This window comes from Microbacterium mangrovi, assembly GCF_000802305.1.
Classification (GTDB): domain Bacteria; phylum Actinomycetota; class Actinomycetes; order Actinomycetales; family Microbacteriaceae; genus Microbacterium; species Microbacterium mangrovi.
Map to the genome: position 1 here is coordinate 1 of NZ_JTDK01000019.1, position 22,045 is coordinate 22,045.

21 protein-coding genes are annotated in these 22,045 nt (G+C 70.4%); 4 read left to right on the forward strand and 17 right to left on the reverse strand.

The genetic code is table 11. The features are described 5' to 3' along the window. Positions 1 to 44 precede the first annotated feature (44 nt). The 7 genes from LK09_RS18065 to LK09_RS18095 are packed head-to-tail and all read right to left on the reverse strand — an operon-like array spanning position 45 to position 8,181. Entirely contained in the window at positions 45 to 977 is a 933-nt protein-coding gene (locus tag LK09_RS18065; protein WP_039402715.1) for a 1-phosphofructokinase family hexose kinase, read from the reverse strand. Continuing rightward, complete coding sequence (locus LK09_RS18070) at positions 974 to 2,110, reverse strand: SIS domain-containing protein (protein ID WP_039402717.1); 1,137 nt, start codon at positions 2,108 to 2,110, stop codon at positions 974 to 976. The genes LK09_RS18065 and LK09_RS18070 overlap by 4 nt, the downstream gene beginning before the upstream one ends. Further along, positions 2,103 to 3,794, reverse strand: a complete 1,692-nt coding sequence (locus tag LK09_RS18075; RefSeq protein ID WP_039402720.1) for a DUF4091 domain-containing protein — start codon at positions 3,792 to 3,794, stop codon at positions 2,103 to 2,105. Before LK09_RS18075 ends, LK09_RS18070 begins: the two co-directional genes overlap by 8 nt. Next, entirely contained in the window at positions 3,794 to 4,669 is an 876-nt protein-coding gene (locus tag LK09_RS18080) for a carbohydrate ABC transporter permease (protein ID WP_052226977.1), read from the reverse strand. Before LK09_RS18080 ends, LK09_RS18075 begins: the two co-directional genes overlap by 1 nt. Beyond that, positions 4,662 to 5,618, reverse strand: coding sequence for a carbohydrate ABC transporter permease (locus LK09_RS18085; protein WP_039402722.1), 957 nt, complete (start codon positions 5,616 to 5,618; stop codon positions 4,662 to 4,664). Before LK09_RS18085 ends, LK09_RS18080 begins: the two co-directional genes overlap by 8 nt. A 4-nt stretch (positions 5,619 to 5,622) precedes the next feature. Next, on the reverse strand, positions 5,623 to 6,936 hold the full coding sequence (locus LK09_RS18090) for an ABC transporter substrate-binding protein (RefSeq protein WP_039402724.1): 1,314 nt from the start codon (positions 6,934 to 6,936) through the stop codon (positions 5,623 to 5,625). Between the two features lie 57 nt (positions 6,937 to 6,993). Continuing rightward, positions 6,994 to 8,181, reverse strand: a complete 1,188-nt coding sequence (locus LK09_RS18095) for a Gfo/Idh/MocA family protein (protein WP_156138904.1) — start codon at positions 8,179 to 8,181, stop codon at positions 6,994 to 6,996. Between the two features lie 222 nt (positions 8,182 to 8,403). Here LK09_RS18095 and LK09_RS18100 point away from each other — a divergent pair, with 222 nt between their 5' ends. Genes LK09_RS18100 through nagA form a run of 3 tightly spaced genes read left to right on the forward strand, consistent with a single transcriptional unit; the run spans position 8,404 to position 11,310 of the window. Beyond that, positions 8,404 to 9,357, forward strand: a complete 954-nt coding sequence (locus LK09_RS18100) for an ROK family protein (RefSeq protein WP_039402726.1) — start codon at positions 8,404 to 8,406, stop codon at positions 9,355 to 9,357. Then, positions 9,354 to 10,145 carry a DeoR/GlpR family DNA-binding transcription regulator gene (locus LK09_RS18105; protein ID WP_039402728.1) on the forward strand — a complete coding sequence of 264 codons (792 nt, stop codon included), beginning with the start codon at positions 9,354 to 9,356 and terminating at the stop codon, positions 10,143 to 10,145. The genes LK09_RS18100 and LK09_RS18105 overlap by 4 nt, the downstream gene beginning before the upstream one ends. Beyond that, on the forward strand, positions 10,111 to 11,310 hold the full coding sequence (gene nagA, locus LK09_RS18110; protein ID WP_052226978.1) for an N-acetylglucosamine-6-phosphate deacetylase: 1,200 nt from the start codon (positions 10,111 to 10,113) through the stop codon (positions 11,308 to 11,310). Before LK09_RS18105 ends, nagA begins: the two co-directional genes overlap by 35 nt. A 269-nt stretch (positions 11,311 to 11,579) precedes the next feature. Here the strand turns inward: nagA and LK09_RS18115 are convergent, their stop codons facing one another. Genes LK09_RS18115 through LK09_RS18150 form a run of 8 tightly spaced genes read right to left on the reverse strand, consistent with a single transcriptional unit; the run spans position 11,580 to position 18,185 of the window. Further along, the gene (locus LK09_RS18115; protein ID WP_052226979.1) at positions 11,580 to 12,050 is read right to left on the reverse strand and encodes a DUF3237 domain-containing protein; all 471 of its coding nucleotides are present in this window, start codon (positions 12,048 to 12,050) and stop codon (positions 11,580 to 11,582) included. Positions 12,051 to 12,054: 4 nt separating this feature from the next. After that, the gene (locus LK09_RS18120; protein WP_039402730.1) at positions 12,055 to 12,900 is read right to left on the reverse strand and encodes a transglutaminase family protein; all 846 of its coding nucleotides are present in this window, start codon (positions 12,898 to 12,900) and stop codon (positions 12,055 to 12,057) included. Continuing rightward, positions 12,897 to 13,820: an alpha-E domain-containing protein gene (locus LK09_RS18125; RefSeq protein WP_039402732.1), complete on the reverse strand. Its 924-nt coding sequence runs from the start codon at positions 13,818 to 13,820 to the stop codon at positions 12,897 to 12,899. Before LK09_RS18125 ends, LK09_RS18120 begins: the two co-directional genes overlap by 4 nt. Then, positions 13,814 to 15,478: a circularly permuted type 2 ATP-grasp protein gene (locus tag LK09_RS18130; protein ID WP_039402734.1), complete on the reverse strand. Its 1,665-nt coding sequence runs from the start codon at positions 15,476 to 15,478 to the stop codon at positions 13,814 to 13,816. Before LK09_RS18130 ends, LK09_RS18125 begins: the two co-directional genes overlap by 7 nt. Positions 15,479 to 15,532: 54 nt before the next feature. Then, entirely contained in the window at positions 15,533 to 16,423 is an 891-nt protein-coding gene (locus LK09_RS18135; RefSeq protein ID WP_156138905.1) for a hypothetical protein, read from the reverse strand. Beyond that, positions 16,407 to 17,552, reverse strand: a complete 1,146-nt coding sequence (locus LK09_RS18140; RefSeq protein WP_039402738.1) for a hypothetical protein — start codon at positions 17,550 to 17,552, stop codon at positions 16,407 to 16,409. Before LK09_RS18140 ends, LK09_RS18135 begins: the two co-directional genes overlap by 17 nt. Next, positions 17,549 to 17,845 (reverse strand): hypothetical protein, encoded by a 297-nt coding sequence (locus tag LK09_RS18145; protein ID WP_039402740.1) that lies wholly within the window; start codon positions 17,843 to 17,845, stop codon positions 17,549 to 17,551. Before LK09_RS18145 ends, LK09_RS18140 begins: the two co-directional genes overlap by 4 nt. Next, complete coding sequence (locus LK09_RS18150) at positions 17,838 to 18,185, reverse strand: SAV_915 family protein (protein ID WP_197061104.1); 348 nt, start codon at positions 18,183 to 18,185, stop codon at positions 17,838 to 17,840. Before LK09_RS18150 ends, LK09_RS18145 begins: the two co-directional genes overlap by 8 nt. Before the next feature lie 106 nt (positions 18,186 to 18,291). Here LK09_RS18150 and LK09_RS18155 point away from each other — a divergent pair, with 106 nt between their 5' ends. Next, a complete protein-coding gene (locus LK09_RS18155) occupies positions 18,292 to 19,839 on the forward strand; it encodes a molybdopterin-dependent oxidoreductase (protein ID WP_039402741.1) in 1,548 nt (515 codons plus the stop codon). 7 nt (positions 19,840 to 19,846) lie between these two features. Here the strand turns inward: LK09_RS18155 and rocD are convergent, their stop codons facing one another. Both rocD and ddaH read right to left on the reverse strand, forming a co-directional pair. Further along, complete coding sequence (rocD, locus tag LK09_RS18160) at positions 19,847 to 21,067, reverse strand: ornithine--oxo-acid transaminase (RefSeq protein WP_039402743.1); 1,221 nt, start codon at positions 21,065 to 21,067, stop codon at positions 19,847 to 19,849. Then, entirely contained in the window at positions 21,067 to 21,957 is an 891-nt protein-coding gene (ddaH, locus tag LK09_RS18165; RefSeq protein WP_052226980.1) for a dimethylargininase, read from the reverse strand. Before ddaH ends, rocD begins: the two co-directional genes overlap by 1 nt. Between the last annotated feature and the right edge of the window lie 88 nt (positions 21,958 to 22,045).

Below are 22,045 nucleotides of genomic sequence, written 5' to 3' on the forward strand. Positions count from 1 at the left end.
GACAACGGCATCGAAACTCCGATCAATCGGTGTGGAAGGTGGGCTCAGTCGAGGGGGCGGATGACGACCCGCGACGCGAACTCCGCGTGCCGGGGTGAGATGTCCCCGGCGACGGGCTCCAGGACCGCCGCCGCCGACCAGGCGACGGCGACCCGCAGCAGGTCGGCGGGGTCGTCGCTCCCGGTCGCGAGGGCGCAGGCGAGGGCGGCGACGGCGGCATCCCCCGCCCCGGTGGGGTTGCCGGCCAGCACCTCGGGAAGCCGGGCGTGCAGCACGACCGGGCCGGGTGTGACCGCCATCATCCCGTCGGCGCCGAGGGACAGCACGACCAGACGCGTGCCCCCGTCGAGCAGCGAGCGGGCGGCCGTGACGGGGTCGGCGATGCCGGTGGCCTCGCGCAGTTCGGCCCGGTTGGGCTTGAGCACGGTCGCCCCGGCCGCGGCGGCGGCGAGGAGCGCCGCCCCGGAGCTGTCGAAGATCGACGGGATGCCGCGGCGGCGCGCGATCGCGGCGAAGTCCGCCATCGCGGTGGGCGGCGAATCGGGCGGGAGGCTCCCCGACACGGTCAGCACGGCGGCATCCGCCGATTCCGCGTCGGCGGCATCCCGCAGCGCCCGCCACTCGGCCGGCTGCAGGGCGACGCCCGGCTCGAGGAAGATCATCGCGTCACCCGACGCCTCGTCCACGATCGTCACGGTGCGCCGGGTCTCCCCCGCGACCGGCACGAGCCGGTGCGGGATGCCGCCGGCCGCCAGATCGCGGGCGAACTCGTCCCCGGCCGTGCCGCCCGCCGTCGTGACGACGCTCACCGGCATCCTCCGCCCGTGCGCGACGCGAGCGACGTTCACGCCCTTGCCGCCGGCCCGGACGCGCGCCGCCGCGACCCGGTGCGACCCGCCCGCGACCAGCCGATCGGCGTGCCAGGTCAGGTCGACGGCCGGGTTCGGCGTGATCGCGAGGACGCCCCCGGCGCTCATCGGGCGGCGACGTCCGCCAGCGGGTGGATGCGGACGCCCTTGACCACCCGGTTCACGTCGCCCGACGGGAACGGGTTGTCCGGCGTGAGCCCGAGCCGCAGCGACTGCCGCAGCGCGAGCGACTGCGCGAACAGCACGTACGGCAGCGCCAGCAGCGCGTCCGGCAGATCCTCCGCGCCCGGCACCGACCAGGTCGCGCCGGGCTCGTCCGCGGCGCGGTGATCGATCGCGAGCACCTGGTGCGCTCCCGGGGTCGTGCGCAGCTCCGTGAGGATGTCGAGGTCGTACTGCCGCGTGTAGGGGTCGGACGACACGTACACGACCGCCAGCGTCCGATCGTCGAGCACGGACTTGGGCCCGTGCCGGAAGCCGAGCGAGCTGTCGTGCAGACCGACGATGCGGCCGGCGGTCAGCTCCAGCAGCTTCAGCGCCGACTCCCGCGCGAGACCGGTGAGCGGACCGCTGCCGAGGTAGACGACCCGGTCGTAGTCGGTGCCGGCGAACTCGGCGGGGGATGCCGCGCCGTCCCCGAGCGCCCAGTCCCCCGCCGCCGCGGCCGCCTCGACGCCGTCCGCGAGCTGCGGGGCGAACACCAGGAGCGCGGTCAGCAGCATCGTCGAGAAGCTCGACGTCATGGCGAAGCTGAGGTCGTTGGTGCCCTCCGGGGTGACGAGCACGAGGTCGCCGGGCCGCTCGGAGTGCGTCCGGTAGAGGTCGCCGGTCTCGTCGCACGTGATGATCAGGTGGTGCACCTCGTCGAGCACCTCCTCGGCGAGGCGGGTCGCCGCGACGCTCTCCGGACTGCGGCCGGAGCGCGCGAACGAGATGAGCAGCGTCGGGACGTTCTCGGCGAAGGCGCCCCGCGGATCGGCGACGATGTCGGTGGTCGCCACCGCGTCGAAGCGCCGCCCGGTGATGCGGGCCAGTGCCGGCGCGGCGATCTCGCCGACGAACGCCGACGTGCCGGCGCCGGTGAGGACGATGCGCACTTCGGGCGTGACATGCCGGGCGAGGAACTCGTCGATGCGGGGCCGGGAGGCCTCGACGGCGTCACGGGTCTCCCGCCACACGCGGGGCTGCTGCGCGATCTCCCGAGTGGTGTGCTCGGCGCCGGCGGTCACGGTCTCAGACATGTCTGCTCCCTGTCAGTTCTTCGAAGTCGGTCTCGGCGAGCCGCGCGTTCAGGTGCGCACGGACTCGCAGGTAGTGGCCGGGATCGGCGGAGTACGAGCCGAAGCGCAGGGCGGCATCCGGATCGAGGAGGTCGCGCACCGCGGCGAAGCCGTCGCGGTCGCGCACGGCCTGCATGGCGCGGTGGTCCCACATGGCCTGGGCGAAGACGCGGGAACGGATCGACGGCAGCGGACGGCCGTCTTCGCCCGGGTACACGATGAACGGGTCGCCGCCCGGGTAGGCGCCGCCGGCACTGGTGTCGCGGAACGGATCGATCAGTCGCAGCGAGTTCCATGAGTAGTAATAGTTGAAGCCCCAGTGCAGGAATCCGTCCAGCTCGAACGCGAAGAGCTGGTGGCCCAGCACGCGGCTGCGGTACGACGGCATCGCGATGAAGCGGTTGGCGACGTCCCGGTGCTGCCCCACGCAGTAATAGGCCCACAGCTCCCCCGGCCGATCGGCGAGGAACGGCTCGATGGCGTCCGTCGCGACGACGGGGATCTCCACCGCCCCGCTGGAGAAGTAGGCGTGGTCGCTCAGCGCATCGACGATGCGACGCCCGGCCAGGAGGTCCGCGACCACCGCCTTCGCGGCGAGGTACGACGCGAGCTGCCCCTCCCCGTGCGGCTCGTCCGAGACGTGGAACACCACCTGCCAGCGGTCGTGGGTCTCATCGAGCACCCGGCACAGTTCGGGCAGCAGCTGCTCCAGGAACGCGCGGTAGCGGGGATCGGTCGCCGGAACGTCCCACCCGAACAGCCGCACCGTCTCGCCGTCGCGGTCGGCGTACACCGCCGGGGTGGCGGCCGCCCCCCACTGCGTGAACAGGTGCGCGATCTCGATGCCCGGGATGCCGTTCGCCGTGCACAGGGCGATCCACCGCCGGAGGTTCGCGAAGTCGAAAAGGTACCGGCCCGGGGCGGTCTCGGCGATGCCGATGAGCTGCACCGGCGTGCGGTACCGCCCGACCGCGGTGTCCAGCGGCGGCGTCCACACCGGTGTGAGGATCGACGTGACCCCCATCTCGGCGGCTGCCGCGAGGAACCGGTCCAGCAGCGCCCAGTGCTCCTCGCCCAGCACCGCGACCCCGTAGTGGTCGGCGAGCGCGTCGGCGTGCAGCCAGTGGCTGTTGACGATGTCGAGTTCGGGCAGCCGCACGGGCAGCACCTGGACGGAGACCTCGTCGCGCCACAGCTCGGCGCCGTCGGCATCCGTGACCGCGAACGCGACCGGCAGGATGCCGGCATCCGCCGCGTCGTCGACGCGCACGTCGATCCACACCGCCCGCCAGAACCCGACGAGCGGGCGCAGTTCGTCGCCCTCGAGGGGCACCAGCAGGTCGGGGTAGAGGCCGGGGGCGTCCCGGTCGTAGCGGTCGTCGTGCCCGTGGAAGGCGGGCAGCTCGACGGGAACCAGCTCGACGCGGTGCGCCGTCACGTGCCGGGCCGCGTCGCCCGCGAACCGCAGGCGCAGCGGCCGCAGGTCGAGGAAGTCCCCGGACGCGTGCGGCCGGAACGCGACCTGGAAGGAGACCATCTCACCGAGCACCGCCGACAGCGGGATGCCCCGGTCGAGCGGACGCGGGTCGGCATCCGGATAGACCTTCTCGAGCGCGTCGCAGACGACGAAGTCCCAGTCGGTCATCACTTCAGCCCGCTCCGGCCGATGCCGGCCACGACGCGCTTCTGCAGCACGATGAACAGGATCAGGATGGGCAGCATCGCCATGAGGCTCGCCGCCATCAGCACCGGGTAGTTGTTCGAGTGCACGCCCTGCAGGTTCGCGAGGCCCACGCTCAGCGGCGCGGTGTTCGCGCTGTCGGTCACGATGAGCGGCCACATCAGGTCGTTCCACGACCACAGCACCGTGATGATGCCCAGCGCCCACAGGCCGTTCGAGGCGAGGGGAAGCATGATGTTCCAGAAGATGCGGAACGAGCTGGCCCCGTCGATGCGGGCGGCATCCTCCAGCTCCTGCGGCAGTCCCAGGAAGAACTGGCGCATCAGGAACGTGCCGAACGCGCTGAAGATGCCCGGGGCGGCGATGCCGGCGACGGTGTTCAGCCATCCGAGGTTCTGGATGATCTGGTACTGCGGGATCAGGTAGATCTGCGCGGGCACCATGATGATCGACAGGACGAGGGCGAGGATGACGCCCTTCGCGGTGAAGCGCATGCGGGCGAACGCATAGCCGGCGATCGAGCACAGGAACAGCTGGCCGATGAGGCGCACCAGGGTGATCGCGATGGTGATCCACAGCTCCTGCCCGAACGGCATCTGCGCGAACACGTCCGCGTAGTTGTGCCACTGCAGCGTGCCCGGCCAGAACGTGGGCGGCACGCTCTCCACCTGCTGGCTCGTCGACAGCGACATGAGCAGCTGGTAGATGAGCGGCGACACCATGACGATGCCGCCGAGCAGCAGCACGATGTGCGCGCCGGTGTTGGACTGCGTGCGCCGCGGGCGGCGACGCGTGCGGTCGCCCGTGACGATCGCGACCGTGGGAAGCGCCTCAGACATAGTTCACCCACCTGCGCTGCACCCGGAACTGGAAGGCGGTGAGCACGGCGATGATCACGAGGATCAGGATGCCGATCGCGCACGCGTAGCCCTGGTTGTTCTGGATGAAGGCCTCGTTGTAGAAGATGTAGACGATGCTCTGCGTCTGCGGCATGGCCAGGTTCGACTTGCCGAGCATGACGTAGAGGAGGTCGAAGAGCTGGAATCCGCCGACGACGGTCATGATCGTCACGAAGAAGATGCTCGGCGTGAGCAGCGGCACCGTAATGCTGAAGAACTGGCGGATCCGCGATGCGCCGTCCATCTGCGCGGCTTCGTAGAGCTCCACCGGGATCTCCCGCAGGCCCGCGCTGATGATGATCAGGTTGAAGCCGAGCGCCATCCACAACCCGACGACCGCGACCGCGACCAGGGCGAACCCGGGGGTCGCGAGCCAGTACGGACCCTTGATGCCGAACAGCGACAGGAAGTAGTTGATCGGACCGAAGTCGCCGTTGAAGATCAGCCGCCAGACGATGCCGACCGCGGCCGGCATCGTGACGTACGGGATGAAGTAGAGCGTGCGGTAGAACGAGCGGAAACGCATCCCCGGCCGCTCGATGAGAGCGGCCAGGCCCATCGCGATCGGGATGCCCAGCAGCACGATGAGCGTGTAGATCGCGGTGTTCAGGATCGATCGCGGAATCTGCGGGTCGCTGAACATCTGCGCGTAGTTCGCGCCGCCGACGAAGCTCGACCCGCCGAACACGCCCACCGTCGTGAAGCTCAGGTAGAACGTCTTGAGGATCGGCCACAGGTAGAAGAGGGCGACGCCCAGCAGCAGCGGCAGGATGAAGATCCACGGCCACGCGCCGTCCGGGCTCGGCCGGCGGCGGCGCCGCGGCCGGGGACGGGGCGACGATGCGATCGCCGCCCCGACCGTCGTGGCCTCTGCAGAAGAGACGCTCATCGGGTCACTCCTTCGCGAGGAGCGCGTTCATCTGATCCGCGAGCTGCTTCGCCGCCGTCGCCATCGGCACCTGGCCGGCGAACGCCGGGGGCAGGATCGTGGATTCCAGCTGGTTCCACGCCGACGTGTTCTTGGAGATCGGGTAGGGGGAGGCGGTCCTCGCCTCGTCGAGGAACAGCTGCAGGTCAAGGCCCGGGATGGACTTGGCCCAGACGTCCTGACTGCCGTTGAAGGCGGGGATGACGACGCCGGCATCCGCCTGCACGAGGGCCGACGCGCGGTTGCCGAGGAAGGCGACGAACGCCATCGCGGCATCCTTGTTCTTCGTCGTCGCGGAGATGACGTTTCCGAGGCCGTGGATGACGCACTGGTTGCTCTTCGGTCCGGCCGCGAGCTTCACGACCCCGAGCTTGTCGCCGAAGGCCTGGTGGTAGGGGGTGGTCTCCCAGTCGCCGTCCATCACCATGGCGAGCTTGCCCGAGGTGAACCAGTCGTTGGCGAGGGTCGTCGTCAGCTGCTGCATCGTGGGCGAGACGCCGGACTTGATGAGGTCGGCCCAGAACTGCAGGCCCTGGATGCTGCCGGGCTGGTCGTAGCCGGACTTCTTGTGGTCGGGCGAGATGATGTAGCCGCCGGCCTGCAGCATGGTGTTGTACCAGGACGTCTGGCCGCCGGTGAGGTCGCCGGCGAAGCCGAACACCTTGCCAGAGTAGTGGTCGGAGATCTTCTTGCCGTTGGTCTTCAGGTCGTCCCACGTCCACGACGCGGTGGGCTCGGCCACCCCGGCCTTCGCGAGGAGGCTCTTGTTGTAGTAGAGGCCGATGGTGTCGAAGTCCTTCGGCACGCCGTAGAAGTGACCGTCGACCGTGTACAGGTTGACCAGGGCGTCCGGGTAGTCGCTCTTCTTGACCGCCCCGGCGCTGACCATGCCGTCCAGCGGCAGCAGCTGGTTGTTCAGCGCGAACAGCTCCACGTTCGGGCCGTTCATCCAGAAGACGTCGGGCAGGTTCTTGCCCTGCGCCAGGGTCTTCATCTTCGTCCAGTACGCGCCGCCGGACGACGGCGTGAGCTGGATGTTGACGGTGATGTTCGGATACACCTTGTTGAACGCGGCGATGATCTTCTGCATGGCGGGTTGCTGGTTGACATCCCAGATCGCGTAGCTGATGGTCGCGGCGAGGTTCTTTGCCGGCGCCTTGTACGCGGCAGCGCCGGTCCCCGTGGTGGAGGACGGAGTGCTGCAACCGGCCAGGGTCACCCCGAGGCCGAGGCTGGCGCCGCCGAGGACGGCGGCCCGGAGGAAGGTGCGACGGTCCATTGTCGAACCCTTTCTGTGACGTGGTGGAGGGTGGTGCCGCCGGTGGCGGCGGGATGCCTAGTGCTTTTGGCCCTGGGCGAAGTACTGGAGGACGGCGGGGTCGAGCGGGGGGATGCGGCGCGGCGCCGAGCCGCTGCGCAGCGAGTCGGTGGCGGCCACCCCGGCGGCGACCGCGTTGCGCGCGGCGACCGGCGACGTGTCGGTCGGGGATCCGTCGCGCACGAACCGGAGGAACTCGTCGACGGTGAGCTGGTCGGCGCCGTTGTGCCCGCCCTCGCCGGCGGGGATCGGGTAGGTCCGGTCGCCCTCGGGCTTGTAGTCGGTGCGGTGGTCCCACACCCGCACGACGCCGCCTTCGCCGTCGCCGAAGTTCTCCAGTCGCCCGGCGGTGCCGATGACCGTGTAGTTGCGCCAGTAGTCGGGGGTGAAGTGGCACTGCTCGTAGCTGGCCAGCACGCCGTTGTCGAGGCGCATCGAGACCATCGAGATGTCTTCGACATCGATGACGGGGTTGAGGTCGGTCTGCGCGGTGGGCGGCCAGTTCTCGAACGAGAACCACTCGGTCATGACGCGGTCGGTGTTGTCGGCGCGGTGCGGGATGCCGCCGTAGACGGCCAGGTCGCCCATGCCGGTGACGTCGACGCTGTAGGCGCCGGCGAGCCAGTGGATGACGTCGATGTCGTGCGCCCCCTTCTGCAGGAGGAGCCCGGTGGTCTTGGAGCGCTCGGCGTGCCAGTCCTTGAAGTAGTAGTCGCCGCCGTTTCCGACGAAGTGGCGGCACCAGACCGCCTTGACCTCGCCGATGGCGCCCTCGCCGATGAGGCGGTGCATGAGGCGCACCACGGGCATGTGCCGCATGTTGTGGCCGACGTAGAGCTTGCTGCCGGATTCGTACGCGGCCGCGAGCACGGCGTCGGCCGACTCGATCGTGATCGCGAGGGGCTTTTCGAGGTAGACCGAGACCCCCGCGCGGAGCAGCTCGACGGCGATGTCGGCGTGCGTGTGGTCGGGGGTCGTGACGAAGGCCACGTCGATGCCGAGGTCGATGAGCTCGGCGAGGCTGCCGACGATCGCCGGTTCCGACCCGAAGATCGCCGTCGCGCGGGTGCGGCCGCGCTCGGTGACGTCCGCCACCCCGACGATGCGCGCCGGGATGCTCGACTCCGCCGCGCAGAGCGCGAGCTTTGATCGGGCCCCCGCGCCGATGACACCCACTCGCAGCGCTTCGGTCTCCGACATCTGCATCTCCTCGTGCTCTCCGGTCGCGGACGATGATCATTTGAGCACAGTCCGGACTGCGCGCGCAAGATGTAATTTGCATGCTTTGGCACTGTTTCGATCAGTTTCCATCACTGATGGCTCGAAAACCTCCTCTTTCGCGCACCCGACTGCGCGTGCCATGATCGGTTCATCTCGTTCACGCGCACCATCGATCACCCGGGTCGATGACGCCATTCAGGAGGACACATGACCGCCAGCATCCTCGGCCCGGGCGCCCCGGCGCTCGCCTTCGACGTGGGCGGCACCGACATGAAGGCCGCCCTCGTCGACGCGGAAGGCACCGTGCTCGGCACCCGCCGCCTGCCGACGCCGCGCGACGGCGAGCGCACTGCCGACCGCGTGGTCGAGGCCGTCGCGCGCCTGGCCGAGGAGTTCGCGGCCGAGTACCCGTCGGTGGCGCCGGCCGCCGCCGGACTCCTCGTGCCCGGGCATGTGGATGCCGCCGCCGGCGTCGGCGTGCTCTCCGAGAACCTCGGCTGGCGGGAGTATCCGTTCCGGGAGCGGGCGACCGCGGCCCTCGGGATGCCGGTCGGCTTCGACCACGACGTGCGCGCCGCCGGCGAGGCCGAGTACCTCCTCGGGGCGGCATCCCGCTACCGCGACGTGCTCGTCGTCACGATCGGCACGGGCATCGCGGCGGCGGTCTTCATCGACGGCCGCATCCACGCCGGCGACGGGCGCGTGGGCGAGATCGGGCACGCCCCGGTCGCCGACGGCCCCGCCTGCGCGTGCGGCGGACGCGGATGCCTGGAGGCGGTGGCATCCGCCGCGGCGATCGCCCGCCGCTACGCCGCCGGGACCGGCCAGCCGGTGCGCGGGGCGCGCGAGGTGCTCGCCCGCGCGCAGACTGGAGACGGCGTCGCCCTCGCGGTGTGGGAGAGCGCGCTGGATGCCCTCGCCCTGTCGTTCGCCCACGTGGTCGCGCTCCTCTCCCCCGAGGCGCTCGTCATCGGCGGCGGGCTGTCCGAGGCCGGCGAGGAACTGCTCGAACCGCTGCGGCGGCGGCTCGACGCCCGACTCACGTTCCACCGGCGTCCGGTCCTGGTCAAGGCCCGGATCGGGGAGGATGCCGGTATCATCGGTGCCGCGCTCAAGGCGCGTGCCGTCGCCCCGATTCGAGAACAGGCTGGAACGCGATGAACCGGACCGACCGGCTGCGCGCCATCCTCGACCTCCTCGCCGAGACGGGCCGCGTCGAGGTGGAGGAGATCGTCGAACGCCTCGACGTCTCGTCCGCGACGGCCCGGCGCGACCTGGACGCGCTCGCCTCGCAGCAGCTGCTCACCCGCACCCGCGGCGGGGCCACCGGGCAGTCGGTCGCCTACGACCTGCCGCTGCGGTACAAGCGCGAGCAGCAGGCGCCGCAGAAGCTGGCGATCGCCCAGGCTGCCAGCGAGCTCGTGCCGATGGGGGCCGTCGTCGGCCTCTCCGGCGGCACCACCAGCACCGCCGTCGCCGACGCCCTCGGCACCCGCGCCGACATCGCCGAGCCGTCGCCGCACCACAGCCTCACCGTCGTCACCAACGCGATCAACATCGCCGCGCAGCTGATCATGCGACCGCAGATCCGCATCGTCGTGACCGGCGGCGTGGTGCAGTCCCGCTCGTACGAGCTGGTCGGCCCGTACAGCGACGTGGTGCTGGAGAAGATCACGATGGACTACGCGTTCGTCGGGGTCGCCGGCATCGACCCCGTGGTCGGCCCGACCGTGCGCGACGAGCGGGAGGCCGCGGTGAACGGCCTGATGGCGCGTCGTGCCGAACATGCCGTGGTCGTGGCCGATTCCAGCAAGATCGGTCGCCGTGCGTTCGCGACCCTCGGCGACGAGGGCCTGTTCGACACGCTCATCACCGACGATGGCATCACGCCCGACCAGCATCGCGCGTTCGAGGATGCCGGTCTGCGCGTCATCGTCGCGAGGATCTGACGTGCGTCGCGGCATCCCCGCGCTCGTCGTGCACTCCGCGACGAAGGTCGACGCCGACGGCGCGATCGAGGATTTCTGGCTGGCTGCCGCAGATGGCGTGATCCTCGGGACGGGACGCGGCTCCGAGTGGCGGCAGCACGCCGGCGAGGCCTCGACAGTGGATGCCGGCGGGCGGCGCCTCGTCCCCGGATTCATCGACCTGCACGGTCACGGCGGGGGCGGGTTCGCATTCGAGCAGGGGCGCGCGGCGATCGAGACCGCGCTGCGCCTGCATCGACGGCACGGCACCACCCGGTCGGTGCTCAGCCTCGTCACGAACCCGATCGACGAGCTGTGCGCCGGGCTCGACCTGATCGCGGGGGTCGCGGCATCCGACCCGCTCGTGCTCGGCTCCCACCTGGAGGGTCCGTTCCTCGCGGCCGGGCACCGCGGTGCGCACAATCCCGCCTTCCTGCGACCGCCGGACGATCCGGCGATCATCACCGATCTGCTGGCCGCCGCCCGCGGCACGCTTCGGCAGATCACGCTCGCACCCGAACTGCCCGGCGCGCTGGACGCGATCGAGACGTTCCGCGAGGCGGGTGTCGTCGTCGCGGTCGGACACACCGACGCGACGATGGCCGAGACGCAGGCCGCCTTCGACCGCGGCGCGACCCTGCTGACGCATGCGTTCAACGGGATGCCCGGCATCGGCCACCGGGCGCCGGGTCCGGTGCTGGCGGCGCTCGACGACGAGCGCGTGACGCTCGAGCTCATCGTCGACGGCTTCCACGTGCATCCCGACGTGGTGCGGATGGCGATGGCCCTCGCCCCACACCGGGTCGCCCTCATCACCGACGCGATGGCCGCCGCGGGCGCCGGCGACGGCACCTACGACCTCGGCTCACTCACCGTGACGGTGACGGACGGACAGGCCTGGCTGGCCGACGGGTCGAGCATCGCCGGATCCACCCTGACCCACGACCGCGCCCTGCGCGTGGCGGTCGAGGACGCCCGGGTCGACGAGGTCGCCGCCGTCGAGGCGCTCACGCTGACCCCCGCGCGCGTCCTCGGCCAGGATGACGAGTTCGGCCGACTCGCCCCCGGCTTCGCCGCCGACCTGGTGCTCCTGGACGACGCGCTCGGCGTCGAGCGGGTGTGGGCCGCGGGCGTCGAGCTGGTCTGAGGCGTCGTGGTGCCCGGCGACCCCCGTCCCTCGTCGCGGGCGGAGGAGATGCGACGAGCGGAGGATGCTTCGGGCCCCGGCCATCCTCCGTTCGCGTCATCCCCTCCCCTCGCGCCATCCCCTCCCTCGCGACGTCGCGGCGTCACGGCCGGAGGAGATGCGACGAGCGGAGGATGCTTCAGGCCCCGGCCATCCTCCGTTCGCGTCATCCCCTCCCCTCGCGTCATTCCCTCCCTCGCGCGGTCGCGGCGTCGCGGGCGGAGGCGCGATCAGGTGACGCGGTAGGCGACGAAGCGCACCGCGTTCGCCTCGCGGATGTACGACGCGATGTACACCGACCGCTCGAACTCGGGGCGGGTGGCGGATTCGAGGGTGATCGTGGCCCGGAAGTAGTACTCGGACGGATCCACGGCCTCGCCGCGCAGCAGGGCTTCGAGCACCTCCGGGTCGCCGCTGCGCACACCGACCGCGTGCAGATACAGCAGCTCGCCGTCGCTGCTGCGCGCGCTGTAGCGGCCGTCGACCTCGACCGAGCCGTCGGCGCGCACCACTTGCCAGTCGGCACCGCCGGGCAGGATCTCGCCGTCGAAAGCGCCCGTGATGTGGCCGCCGATGATCGGCACGACGCGCCGGTGGCCGACGCGGGTCATCCCGTGGTCCTCCAGCGCCCCGAGCTCGACGACCACCTCGAACGCAGGCTCCAGGCCGGGCACCGGGATCTGCGGATGCTGCGCGCTCATCCGATCACGCCTCGCGCGTGATCGTGACCTCGACGTTCAGGTGCGACTTGTGCGACCCGCTGTACACGCCGCGCAGCGGCGGCACGTCGTTGTAGTCGCGGCCGCGTCCCACGAGCACGTGGCGGTCGTCGATCTCGCTGTTGTTGGTCGGATCGAACCCCTGCCACTGGCCGGTGTACCACTCCACCCACGCGTGGGACTCCCCGGTGACCGGCACGTCGATCTGGGCGTCGGGGCTCGGGTGCAGGTATCCGGACACGTAGCGGGCCGGGATGCCGACCGCGCGCAGGGCCCCGACCGCGATGTGCGCCATGTCCTGGCAGACGCCCTTGCGGGCATCCCACGCCTCCGCAGCCGTGGTGTGCACGGCTGTGACGCCCGGCACGTACTCGACGGCATCCCCCACCGCGATGCAGATGTCCCTCGCCGCCTGCCACGGGTCTTCGCGACGCCCGGCGATGGCCTGCGCGATCTCGGCGACCTCGGCCGCCGGCCGGGTGCGGTCGGTCTGCGTCAGGTGCTCGACCGTCGACACCTGACGGCGGGCTTCGGCGGCCAGGCGCTCCCACGTGATGCCGGTCGACTCGATCGGGCGGGGGCGCACCTCGACGAGCGAACGGGCCACGACCCGAAGCTCCGAGTGGGGCGACAGCACGTCGAACGAACTCACCCGGGTGCCGAAGTAGTCGATGAACGAGTGCACGGTCGCGGCCGGCTCGATGTCGAGCGAAGAGGTCAGCACGAACTGGCTGTCGGTGGTGCCTGGCAGCATCCGCGCCTCGTTGTACGACGCCGCGACGTCGCCGAGGTAGCTGAACCCGGTGGTGTGCTCGATCCGCAGTCTTTTCATGACAGCTCTCCGATCCAGGACGGCTCCGACTGGGTGGGGAAGAACCGCTGCCGGATCGCCTCGGACGCCTCGCGGGTGACCAGCTGCACGCTCTCCATGTGCGCGGGCAGCTCGTGGAGGATCTCGCCGATCGGCCGGTACTCCAGCTCGTTGCGGATGCGTCCGAGCGCGCGCAGCACCTGGTTGGAGTGGCCGACGCGGTCGATCCGCGGGTCGATCGCGCTCATGCACTGCTCCGCCTGCCAGATGGAGTAGATGATCGAGCGCGGGAACAGGCGGTCCAGCAGGAGGAACTCAGCCGCGTTCGCGGCGATCGGCATCCCGCGGTAGGTGCGAACGTAGGCCTCGTAGGCGCCGCACGAGCGCAGGATGGTCGTCCAGGAGGGTCCGGATGCCTCGGTGAGCGTACGGGTGGCGAGCAGCCGCGCGGTCATGTCGGCGCGCTCGATCGACCGCCCGAGGGTGAAGAACTGCCACGCCTCGTCGCGACTCGTCGACGTGTCGACGATGCCGACGGCGAGCGCCGCACGTTCGCGCACCCAGGCGAAGAAGCCGTGCGCCTTCTCGGATTGGAGCCGGCGCGGCATCCGGGCGCTGGTCGTGTTCAGGCACTCCCAGAGCTCCGTGGAGACGATCTCGCGCGCCCGGCGGGCGTTCTCGCGGGCGGCGCTCAGCGACGATGCGATCGAGGACGCGTTGGCGCGGTCGACGCCCAGGCGGGCGAGCACGTCGGCGCGCTGCACCGGGCCCTCGGCGGGCGAGCCCATGACCGCGAGCAGCGACCGGCACGCCGTGTCCTCGTCGATCCACGGGTCTTCCAGCAGCAGCTGCAGGTGCACGTCGAGGATGCGCGCCGTCCCGTCGGAGCGCTCGATGTAGCGCCCGATCCAGAACAGCGACTCGGCGATCCGGCTCAGCATGCGGCACCTCCCTGCTGCTGCTGTTCCTCCTGCGCGTGACGCACGGGGGCGGGGCTCGGGGCGTCCTGCGGGGAGAGATCGGGTGGCGGCGCCTCGGTGTCGTAGACGATCGGGAGCGCCTGCGTCGCGGCGGATGCCTGGTCGGCCACGAGCCCGGCCAGGCCGTAGCCCTGCGCGTACTCGACGTGCGCCGGGGCGGCGCCGCCGACCACCCAGGTGTCTTTGGAGCCGCCGCCCTGGCTGGAGTTGACCACGAGCTGCCCCTCGGGCAGCGCGACGCGGGTGAGGCCGCCCGGCAGCACCCAGATGTCTTCGCCGTCGTTCACGGCGAACGGGCGAAGGTCGGCGTGGCGGGGACGCATGCCGTCCTCGACCAGGGTGGGGATCGTGGAGAGCATCACGACCGGCTGCGCGATCCAGCCGCGCGGGTCGGACTGCAGCCGGGTGCGCATCGCGTCGAGCTCGGCGCGGGAGGCATCCGGACCCACCATCAGGCCCTTGCCGCCGGAGCCGTCCACCGGCTTCACGACCAGTTCGTCGAGGCGGTCGAGCACCTCCTCCAGCGCCTGGGGGTCTTCCAGGCGCCAGGTGTCGACGATCGGCAGGATGGGCTCCTCGGACAGGTAATAGCGGATCAGATCCGGCGTGTACGTGTAGAGCAGCTTGTCGTCGGCGACGCCGTTGCCGACCGCGTTCGCGATGGTCACGTTGCCCAGGCGCGCGGCGAGCATGAGACCGGGGGCGCCCAGCATCGAATTGGCGCGGAACTGCAGCGGGTCGAGGTAGTCGTCGTCGACGCGGCGGTAGATGACGTCGACGCGCTTGGGTCCGCGGGTGGTGCGCATGTACACGCGGCCGCCCTGGCAGACGAGGTCGCGGCCCTCGACGAGCTCCACGCCCATGAGCCGCGCGAGCAGCGTGTGCTCGTAGTACGCGGAGTTGTACACGCCCGGCGTGAGCACGACGATCTCCGGGTCGTCCACTCCCGCCGGAGCGGCCGCGCGCAGTGCAGCGAGGAGACGGTTGGGGTAGTCGCCGACCGGACGCACCTGCATCGACACGAAGAGCTCGGGGAGGGTCTGCGCCATCACCCGGCGGTTGGAGATGACGTAGCTGACCCCCGAGGGCACGCGCACGTTGTCTTCGAGCACCCGCATCTGCCCGTGTTCGTCGCGGATGAGGTCGATGCCGGAGACGTGGATGCGCACGCCGTTCGCCGAATGGATGCCCGCCGCCTGGCGGTAGAAGTACTGACTCGAGGCGATGAGCTGGGACGGCACCACCCCGTCGCGGATGCAGTTCTGCCGCCCGTAGGTGTCGTCCAGGAACGCCTCGAGCGCCTTGACGCGCTGCTTGACCCCGGCCTCGACGTGCGACCATTCGTCGTACTGGATGATGCGGGGCACCGCATCCAGCGGGAAGGGCCGCTCCTCGCCGGCGAAGTCGAACGTCACGCCCTGCGCCAGATACGAGCTCGCGAGCGACTCGGTGCGCCCGCGCAGCTCCTCCTGCGTCATCAGCGCGAGGGCCTGGTGGAGCTCGTCGTACGCGTCGCGAGATGCCCCGTCGCCGGCGAACATCTCGTCGAACGCGGGCATCCCCTGAGGGGTTTTGCGCACCGTGCCGTGCGCGCCGTAGCCGTCGAAGAGGTCACCCATGCATCGAGCCTAATGCGGCCGATGTTGACGGCATGTTTCGGGGTGTGCCGGGCCTCAGCGCGGCCGGAAGGTGGTGAGCCAGTCGGACCCCAGCGCCGGCGGGACGGTGTCCACCGCGGTTCCGATATCGAAGAACCGAAGTGGAACCTGCGGACCCGTCAGCTCGGCACGAGACGCCGGCACCAGAAGGAACTGGTTCAGCGCCATCATCACGAGGAGGGGATCGAGGTCCAGATGGAACAGTTCGACGTCGATCGTCCTCCGCCTGATCGCGAAGGGATGCCGCCAATGCACCGCGTACGACTGCGCGTCCGGCTTCACCGTGATCCGCGCCACCATCATCCACGCCGTCCCCTGTTTCCAGCGGAGGGTGCCGATGTCGTCCCACGCGACCTCCGCGTCTTGCCGAAACCCCACAGCGCGGATCCCCGTCGGCGTCAGGACCACACGTCGACGGTGCCGCACAGACAAACTCTGGTCCACGACGACGACCACAAGAATCAGAGCGACCGCGCCCCAAAAGACCCGCCACCCACCGGTCGCAGCGACCGCCACCGTGATCGACATGACCGTCATCGCGATCGCGGCGATGAAGGTGTCGACCGGAAGCCTCTGGCTACCCGGCAGCACGACGGCGCCCGGCACCTGCTGACTGGCTTCGTACACGCTGTCCAGGCTGCGGCGCGGCCGGTACAGCACCAAGATGAAGACGTTGGCTGTCATCGCCCACCACAGGGCAGCGACGGCGAAGAGCACGACGGTCCAGCGTGGTTCCCACGGGGGGACCTCGATCAGAGCATCGACGGCGCCCGCGCTGAGGAACGTTGCAAGGATGACGTTGACCACGATCGCAAACCACCAGACCACGCGAGGGAAGGCCACTTCCAACAAGACGGCCGGCATCGGTCGCGGGGCGGGGCTGGCACGGTCAGCCAAAAATCGCATGCCACGCTCCTGTCGCCAGCCCGCCGATCGCCTCGCCCGTCTCGACCCATTCGTCGACGCCGGCCCGCAGTGTGTCGGCCCACCCGGGTGCCGCATCCTCGTAGAGGTGGTCGATGACGCCTGAGGTAAAGATGCCGACGCCCGCCCCGACGATCGCACCCAGTGCCGCGCCCACGATCGTGCCCACGGGGGGTTCGAATATGGTGCCGAACACAGCACCCGTCACTATTCCCGCGCCCAGCGATGCCGCGAACGAGCCGCCGTTCGAAACAACCGCTTGCTCAGCCGATTCCCCATGCTGCAGATCGTCGTACACGCCATACGCAGCAGCGGCGGCCCCGAGCACCCACAGCCCTCGGTTGAGCTTCGCCCCGACACGCAAGCCCGGCCGGAATTTCGTGCTGGCCTTTCCCATCGCATCCTGAGCGCTCTTGATCCCCCTCGACGCTTCCGCTGCTTCGTCGACGAATCCGTAGATCTCATCCTTCGGGCGCGAAATGTGACCGTCTTTGATCGAGTCGGCGAGGTTTCGCTGCGCGGTCGCAAGTCGATCCTTCTCGCGCGCGACGACGCTCCTCAACCGGTACACGGTATTCGCCATGTCACCAGCCGATGCCGCACCCGTGACGAGACCAGTCGCGACGCTCACCAGATCACCGGCGGCGGAATCCCACGCCGATGCGAAGGTCCGGACAGCCTCCCGCCACCGTTGGTGCGCCGAGCTCACGATTGCGACCAGCTCCTGCCACACGGTGTTCTGATCGCCGGGCGCATCCTGCGCCTGGATTCGTGTCCCCGACACCTGGAGACCCGCCACGGACGCCCTGCGGCGAGCCTCCGACATGGTGTTCTTCACCTCGGCGAGCACGGCGCCGAGAGTCGCGACCCTCTTCGCCAGCTCGGCGACCTGGCTCTCGTACGAGTCGACGGCCTTCCGCGCGGTCAGCGTCGTCGCATCGAAGGCATCGGCGGCTTCCCCATGCCAGCCGTCCAGTACACGCCTCCGTCCTGCAGCGATGTCATCGGACCACGACTGCGCGTGCGCGGCCACCGTATTGCCCAGAAAATGTCCGATCTGCTCGATCGCACCGGGCGATCCGTCGAGGCGAGTGTCGATCACCGCCGTCATCGGGTCCGCTCCCCGAGCCGCGCGATGTCGCTCCGAGCACGCTCCTCGTAGGCGGCCAGGTCTCGTGCCCCGGCCTCGGCCGCATCCGCCAGCGTGTCGAGCTCGAAGGTCAGGCGGAGACCGGTCTCGGCCACCTGAATCAGCATCCTCTCCAGCGGCACCTCCGCCAAGCCGGTGTCGGCCGCTGTCGGGGCCTTGCGGGCAACGCTCGTGTCGAAGTCTTCCGTCGCCGAGCGGATCAGCCGGATGCCGGCATCCACGATGTCGGGATGCAGGCCGATAGCCTCACTCATGGCGTCCTCCGCCCGCTGAACCTCCCACGGCCTCGCCTTCCGCTCCACCCCGGAACTCCACCGGCAACGAGAGGTCGAGGAGCACCATGTCGAACCGGTCGACCTCCCACACCGCCTCCAGTTCGATGGTCGGCATCACGATCCAGGGCTGCCCCTCGCCCATCCCGGCGTGCAGCCGGTCGAGCGCCGAGTAGGCCAGCAGGGCTGTCCGGCCGTCCTTCGTGCGCCGATACTCGAGGCGCGCATCGGCCGCGTCGGTCACCCCGCGGACGATCGGCAGGTACAGCACCGGCGGGTAGTCAACCGGGTGCGATCCGGGTGTGTGGTGCAACGGATTCACGCCCCCATGCTCATACACAAGACACAGCAGATCAAATGCGGGACTGTCATCTTTTTGTCATCGAATCCCTCATCCGTGCAGGGGTGCACGGACGTACGCTGAGCGCATGACTGGTCGTCCGCGGTATGCGCTCGCGGCTCTCGCGGGGATCGCCGCGGTGGTGCTCGGGGCCGGGGTCGGCGAGTTCGCCGCGGCGATCGCGGCACCGGCATCCAGCCCCTTCGCGGCGATCGGCGGCACCCTCATCGACGCCGCCCCGCCCTGGGCGAAGAACACCGCGATCGCCCTCTTCGGCACCGGCGACAAGGCCGCGCTGCTGACCGGGATCGCGATCGTGCTGCTGGTCGTCGCGGCCGTCGCCGGCGTGCTCGAGGCCCGGTTCCCGCCGACCGGCCGCATCATCTGCCTCGTGCTCGGCGCGGTCGGGGTGATCGCGGCCGTGCACCGGCCGGATGCCGATTCGCTGGCGTGGGCCCCGTCTGCGATCTCCGGCATCCTCGCGGCCGTCGCGATCGGCCCGCTCGTGCGCCTCGCCGGGGTCCGGATGCCGGCGACGGGCGAGCCGGCCGAGCCGGAGACCGGCACCACCACGCGGCGCGGGTTCTTCGCGTGGACGGCGACGGCGGCGGTCGTCGGTGTCGTGGCAGCCGCGGTCGGCACCGCCATGCAGGGCGGATCGCGGGCGGTGAGCGCCCTCCGCAAGGCCGTGCACCTGCCGGCACCCGTCAGCACGGTCACCGTGCCGTCGTCGGCGAGTCTCAGCGTGCCCGGCATCACGCCGGTGATCACCTCGAACGCCGACTTCTACCGCATCGACACCGCCCTCGTCGTGCCGCAGGTCGACCCGGACACGTGGCGGCTGCGCATCCACGGGCTCGTCGACCGCGAAGTGATCCTCACGTGGGCGCAGCTGCTCGCCCTGCCCCTGCGCGAGAGCGCCGCGACGCTGTCGTGCGTGTCGAACGACGTCGGCGGCGGCCTCATCTCGACCGCGGTGTGGCTGGGCTATCCCCTCCGCGAGCTGCTCGCGAAGGCCGGGGTGCATCCGGATGCCGACATGGTGCTGTCCACCTCGGTCGACGGGTTCACGGCATCCACCCCGCTGGAGACGCTCACCGACCCGCACCGCGAAGCCATTCTCGCGGTCGGGATGAACGGCGAGCCGCTCCCGCCGGAGCACGGCTTCCCGGTCCGGATGGTGGTGCCCGGCCTGTACGGCTACGTCTCGGCCACCAAGTGGGTGACCGACCTGGAAGTGACCCGCTTCGCCGACGCCACCGCGTACTGGACCGACCGCGGGTGGTCGTCGCACGGGCCGATCAAGCTGGAGTCGCGCATCGACGTGCCCCAGAACGGCTCCCGTGTGAAGGCCGGCGACGCGGTCATCGCCGGGGTCGCCTGGCACCCCCACACGGCGATCACCGGCGTGCAGGTGCAGGTCGACAGCGGTCCGTGGCAGCACGCGCAGCTCGCGACCGCGGTCTCCGCCGACACCTGGGTGCAGTGGCGGCTGCCGTGGAAGGCCGCAGCCGGCAGCCATCGCATCCGGGTGCGCGCGATGGATGCCGACGGCACCGTGCAGACCGAGACGATCGCCCCACCGGAGCCGAACGGGGCATCCGGCTGGCACACCATCCAGGTGACCGTCGCCTGAGGGCGGCTCAGCCGGCGAGGGCCAGCTTCAGCTGCTCGATCGCCCAGTCGATCTCGGTGGCGCGCACGACGAGGGGCGGGGCGATCCGGATGGTCTGCGCGTGCGTGTCCTTGACGAGCACGCCGCGGGCGAGGAGGCGCTCGGCGACCTCACGCCCGGTGCCGACGGCCGGGTCGACGTCGACGCCGGCCCACAGACCCGCGACGCGCACCGCGGTCGCACCGTGGCCGACGAACTCGTCGAGCCGGCTCGCCAGGTGCTCACCGAGCGCCTTCGCACGCCGCTGGTAGTCCCCGGACGCGAGCAATTCCACGACCTTGACGCCCACGGCGGAGGCCAGCGGGTTGCCGCCGAAGGTGGAACCGTGCTCGCCGGGGCGGAGGACGCCGAGGATGTCGGCGTCGGCGACCACGGCCGAGACCGGGACGATGCCGCCGCCGAGCGCCTTGCCGAGCAGGTACACGTCGGGTTCGACGTCTTCGCGGTCGCACGCGAACGTCTCCCCGACCCGGCCGAGGCCGGACTGGATCTCGTCGGCGATCATCAGCACGTTGTTCGCCGTGCACGCCTCGCGCACGGCCCGCAGGTAGCCGTCCGGGGGGATGATGACGCCGGCTTCGCCCTGGATCGGCTCGATCAGCACGGCGACGGTGTTCGGCGTGATCGCCGCGGCGACGGCATCCGCATCGCCGAAGGGCACCGCGACGAAGCCGGGCGCGAACGGTCCGAAACCGTCCCGGGCCTCGGGGTCGTCGCTGAAGCCGACGATCGTCGTGGTGCGCCCGTGGAAGTTGCCGTGCGCGACGACGATCTCGGCTTCGCCCTCGGGCACGCCCTTGACGCGGTAGCCCCAGGCGCGGGCGACCTTGATGCCGGTCTCGACCGCTTCGGCCCCGGTGTTCATCGGCAGCATCATGTCTTTGCCGCACAGCTCGGTGAGGGCCTGGGCGAACTCGCCGAGCCGGTCGTTGTGGAACGCGCGGCTGGTGAGCGTGACCCGGTCGAGCTGCTCCTTCGCGGCGGCGACGAGCGCGGGATGCCGATGCCCGAAGTTGAGGGCCGAGTACGCCGACAGCAGGTCGAGGTAGCGCTTGCCCTCGACGTCGGTGACCCAGACGCCTTCGGCCTGGTGCACGACGATCGGCAGCGGGTGGTAGTTGTGCGCCAGGTGCTCGTCTTCGGAGCCGATGATCCGCACCGCCGCGGTGTCGAGGCGCCGGACGTTCATCAGGCGTCCGCTTCGAGGGCGGATGCCGACCCGGCCCCGGCCGCGGGCACCTGGGCGCCGCGCAGTTCGAGCGTGCAGCACTTGATGCCGCCGCCGCCGAGCAGCAGTTCGGAGAGGTCGACCAGTACCGGGTTGTAGCCGCGGTCGCGCAGCTGCTTCTCGAAGCCCTTCGCGCGCGGCGAGATGATGACGTTGAGGCCGTCGCTGGCGGAGTTCAGGCCGAACACGGCGCCGTCCTCCTCGGCGACCTCGATGGCGTCCGGGTAGCGCTCGCGCAGCACGGCGAGGCTGTCGGCGTCGAACGCGGACGGCAGGTAGGCGATGTTCGCCCGGTCGACGCCACCCGGGCCCTGTACCGGGTCGAGCACCGAGATCGCGGTGTCGAGGTGGTAGAAGCGGGGGTTGACGAGCTTCAGCGACACGACCTCGCGGTCGAAGATCTCGGCGAGCTCGGCGTGGCTCTCGATCGACGAGCGGAATCCGTGTCCGGCGAGGATCGTGTCGCCGACGAGCAGGATGTCGCCCTCGCCCTCCTGGGGCGCGATCGGGCGGACGACCTCGAAGCCGTGGCCGGCGAACCAGTCCATGAACGGCTGCTCCTCGCCGCGGCGCTCGTCGACGCTGAACTTCACGCCGAGGGCCTTGCCGTCGATGATGAAGCCGCCGTTGGCCGTGTAGACCATGTCCGGGAGGCCTTCGATCGGGTCGATCAGCTCGATCTCGTGCCCGAGACGGACGTAGGTGTCGTACAGGTCCTGCCACTGACGGACCGCCTTGGACGTGTCGGTCGGGTCCGCCTTGTGCATCCACGGGTTGATCTCGTAGCTGACGGTGAAGAACTCCGGACGGCACATGAGATACCGACGGTGCTGCTGGATGCGCGTGGTCATGGGACTCCCCTCGAGGCACGGCGGACGCTGTCCTGTGGCCCGGCGGGGCAGAACGCCAACGATCCGGGCACGCCGTGAACCATTCTGT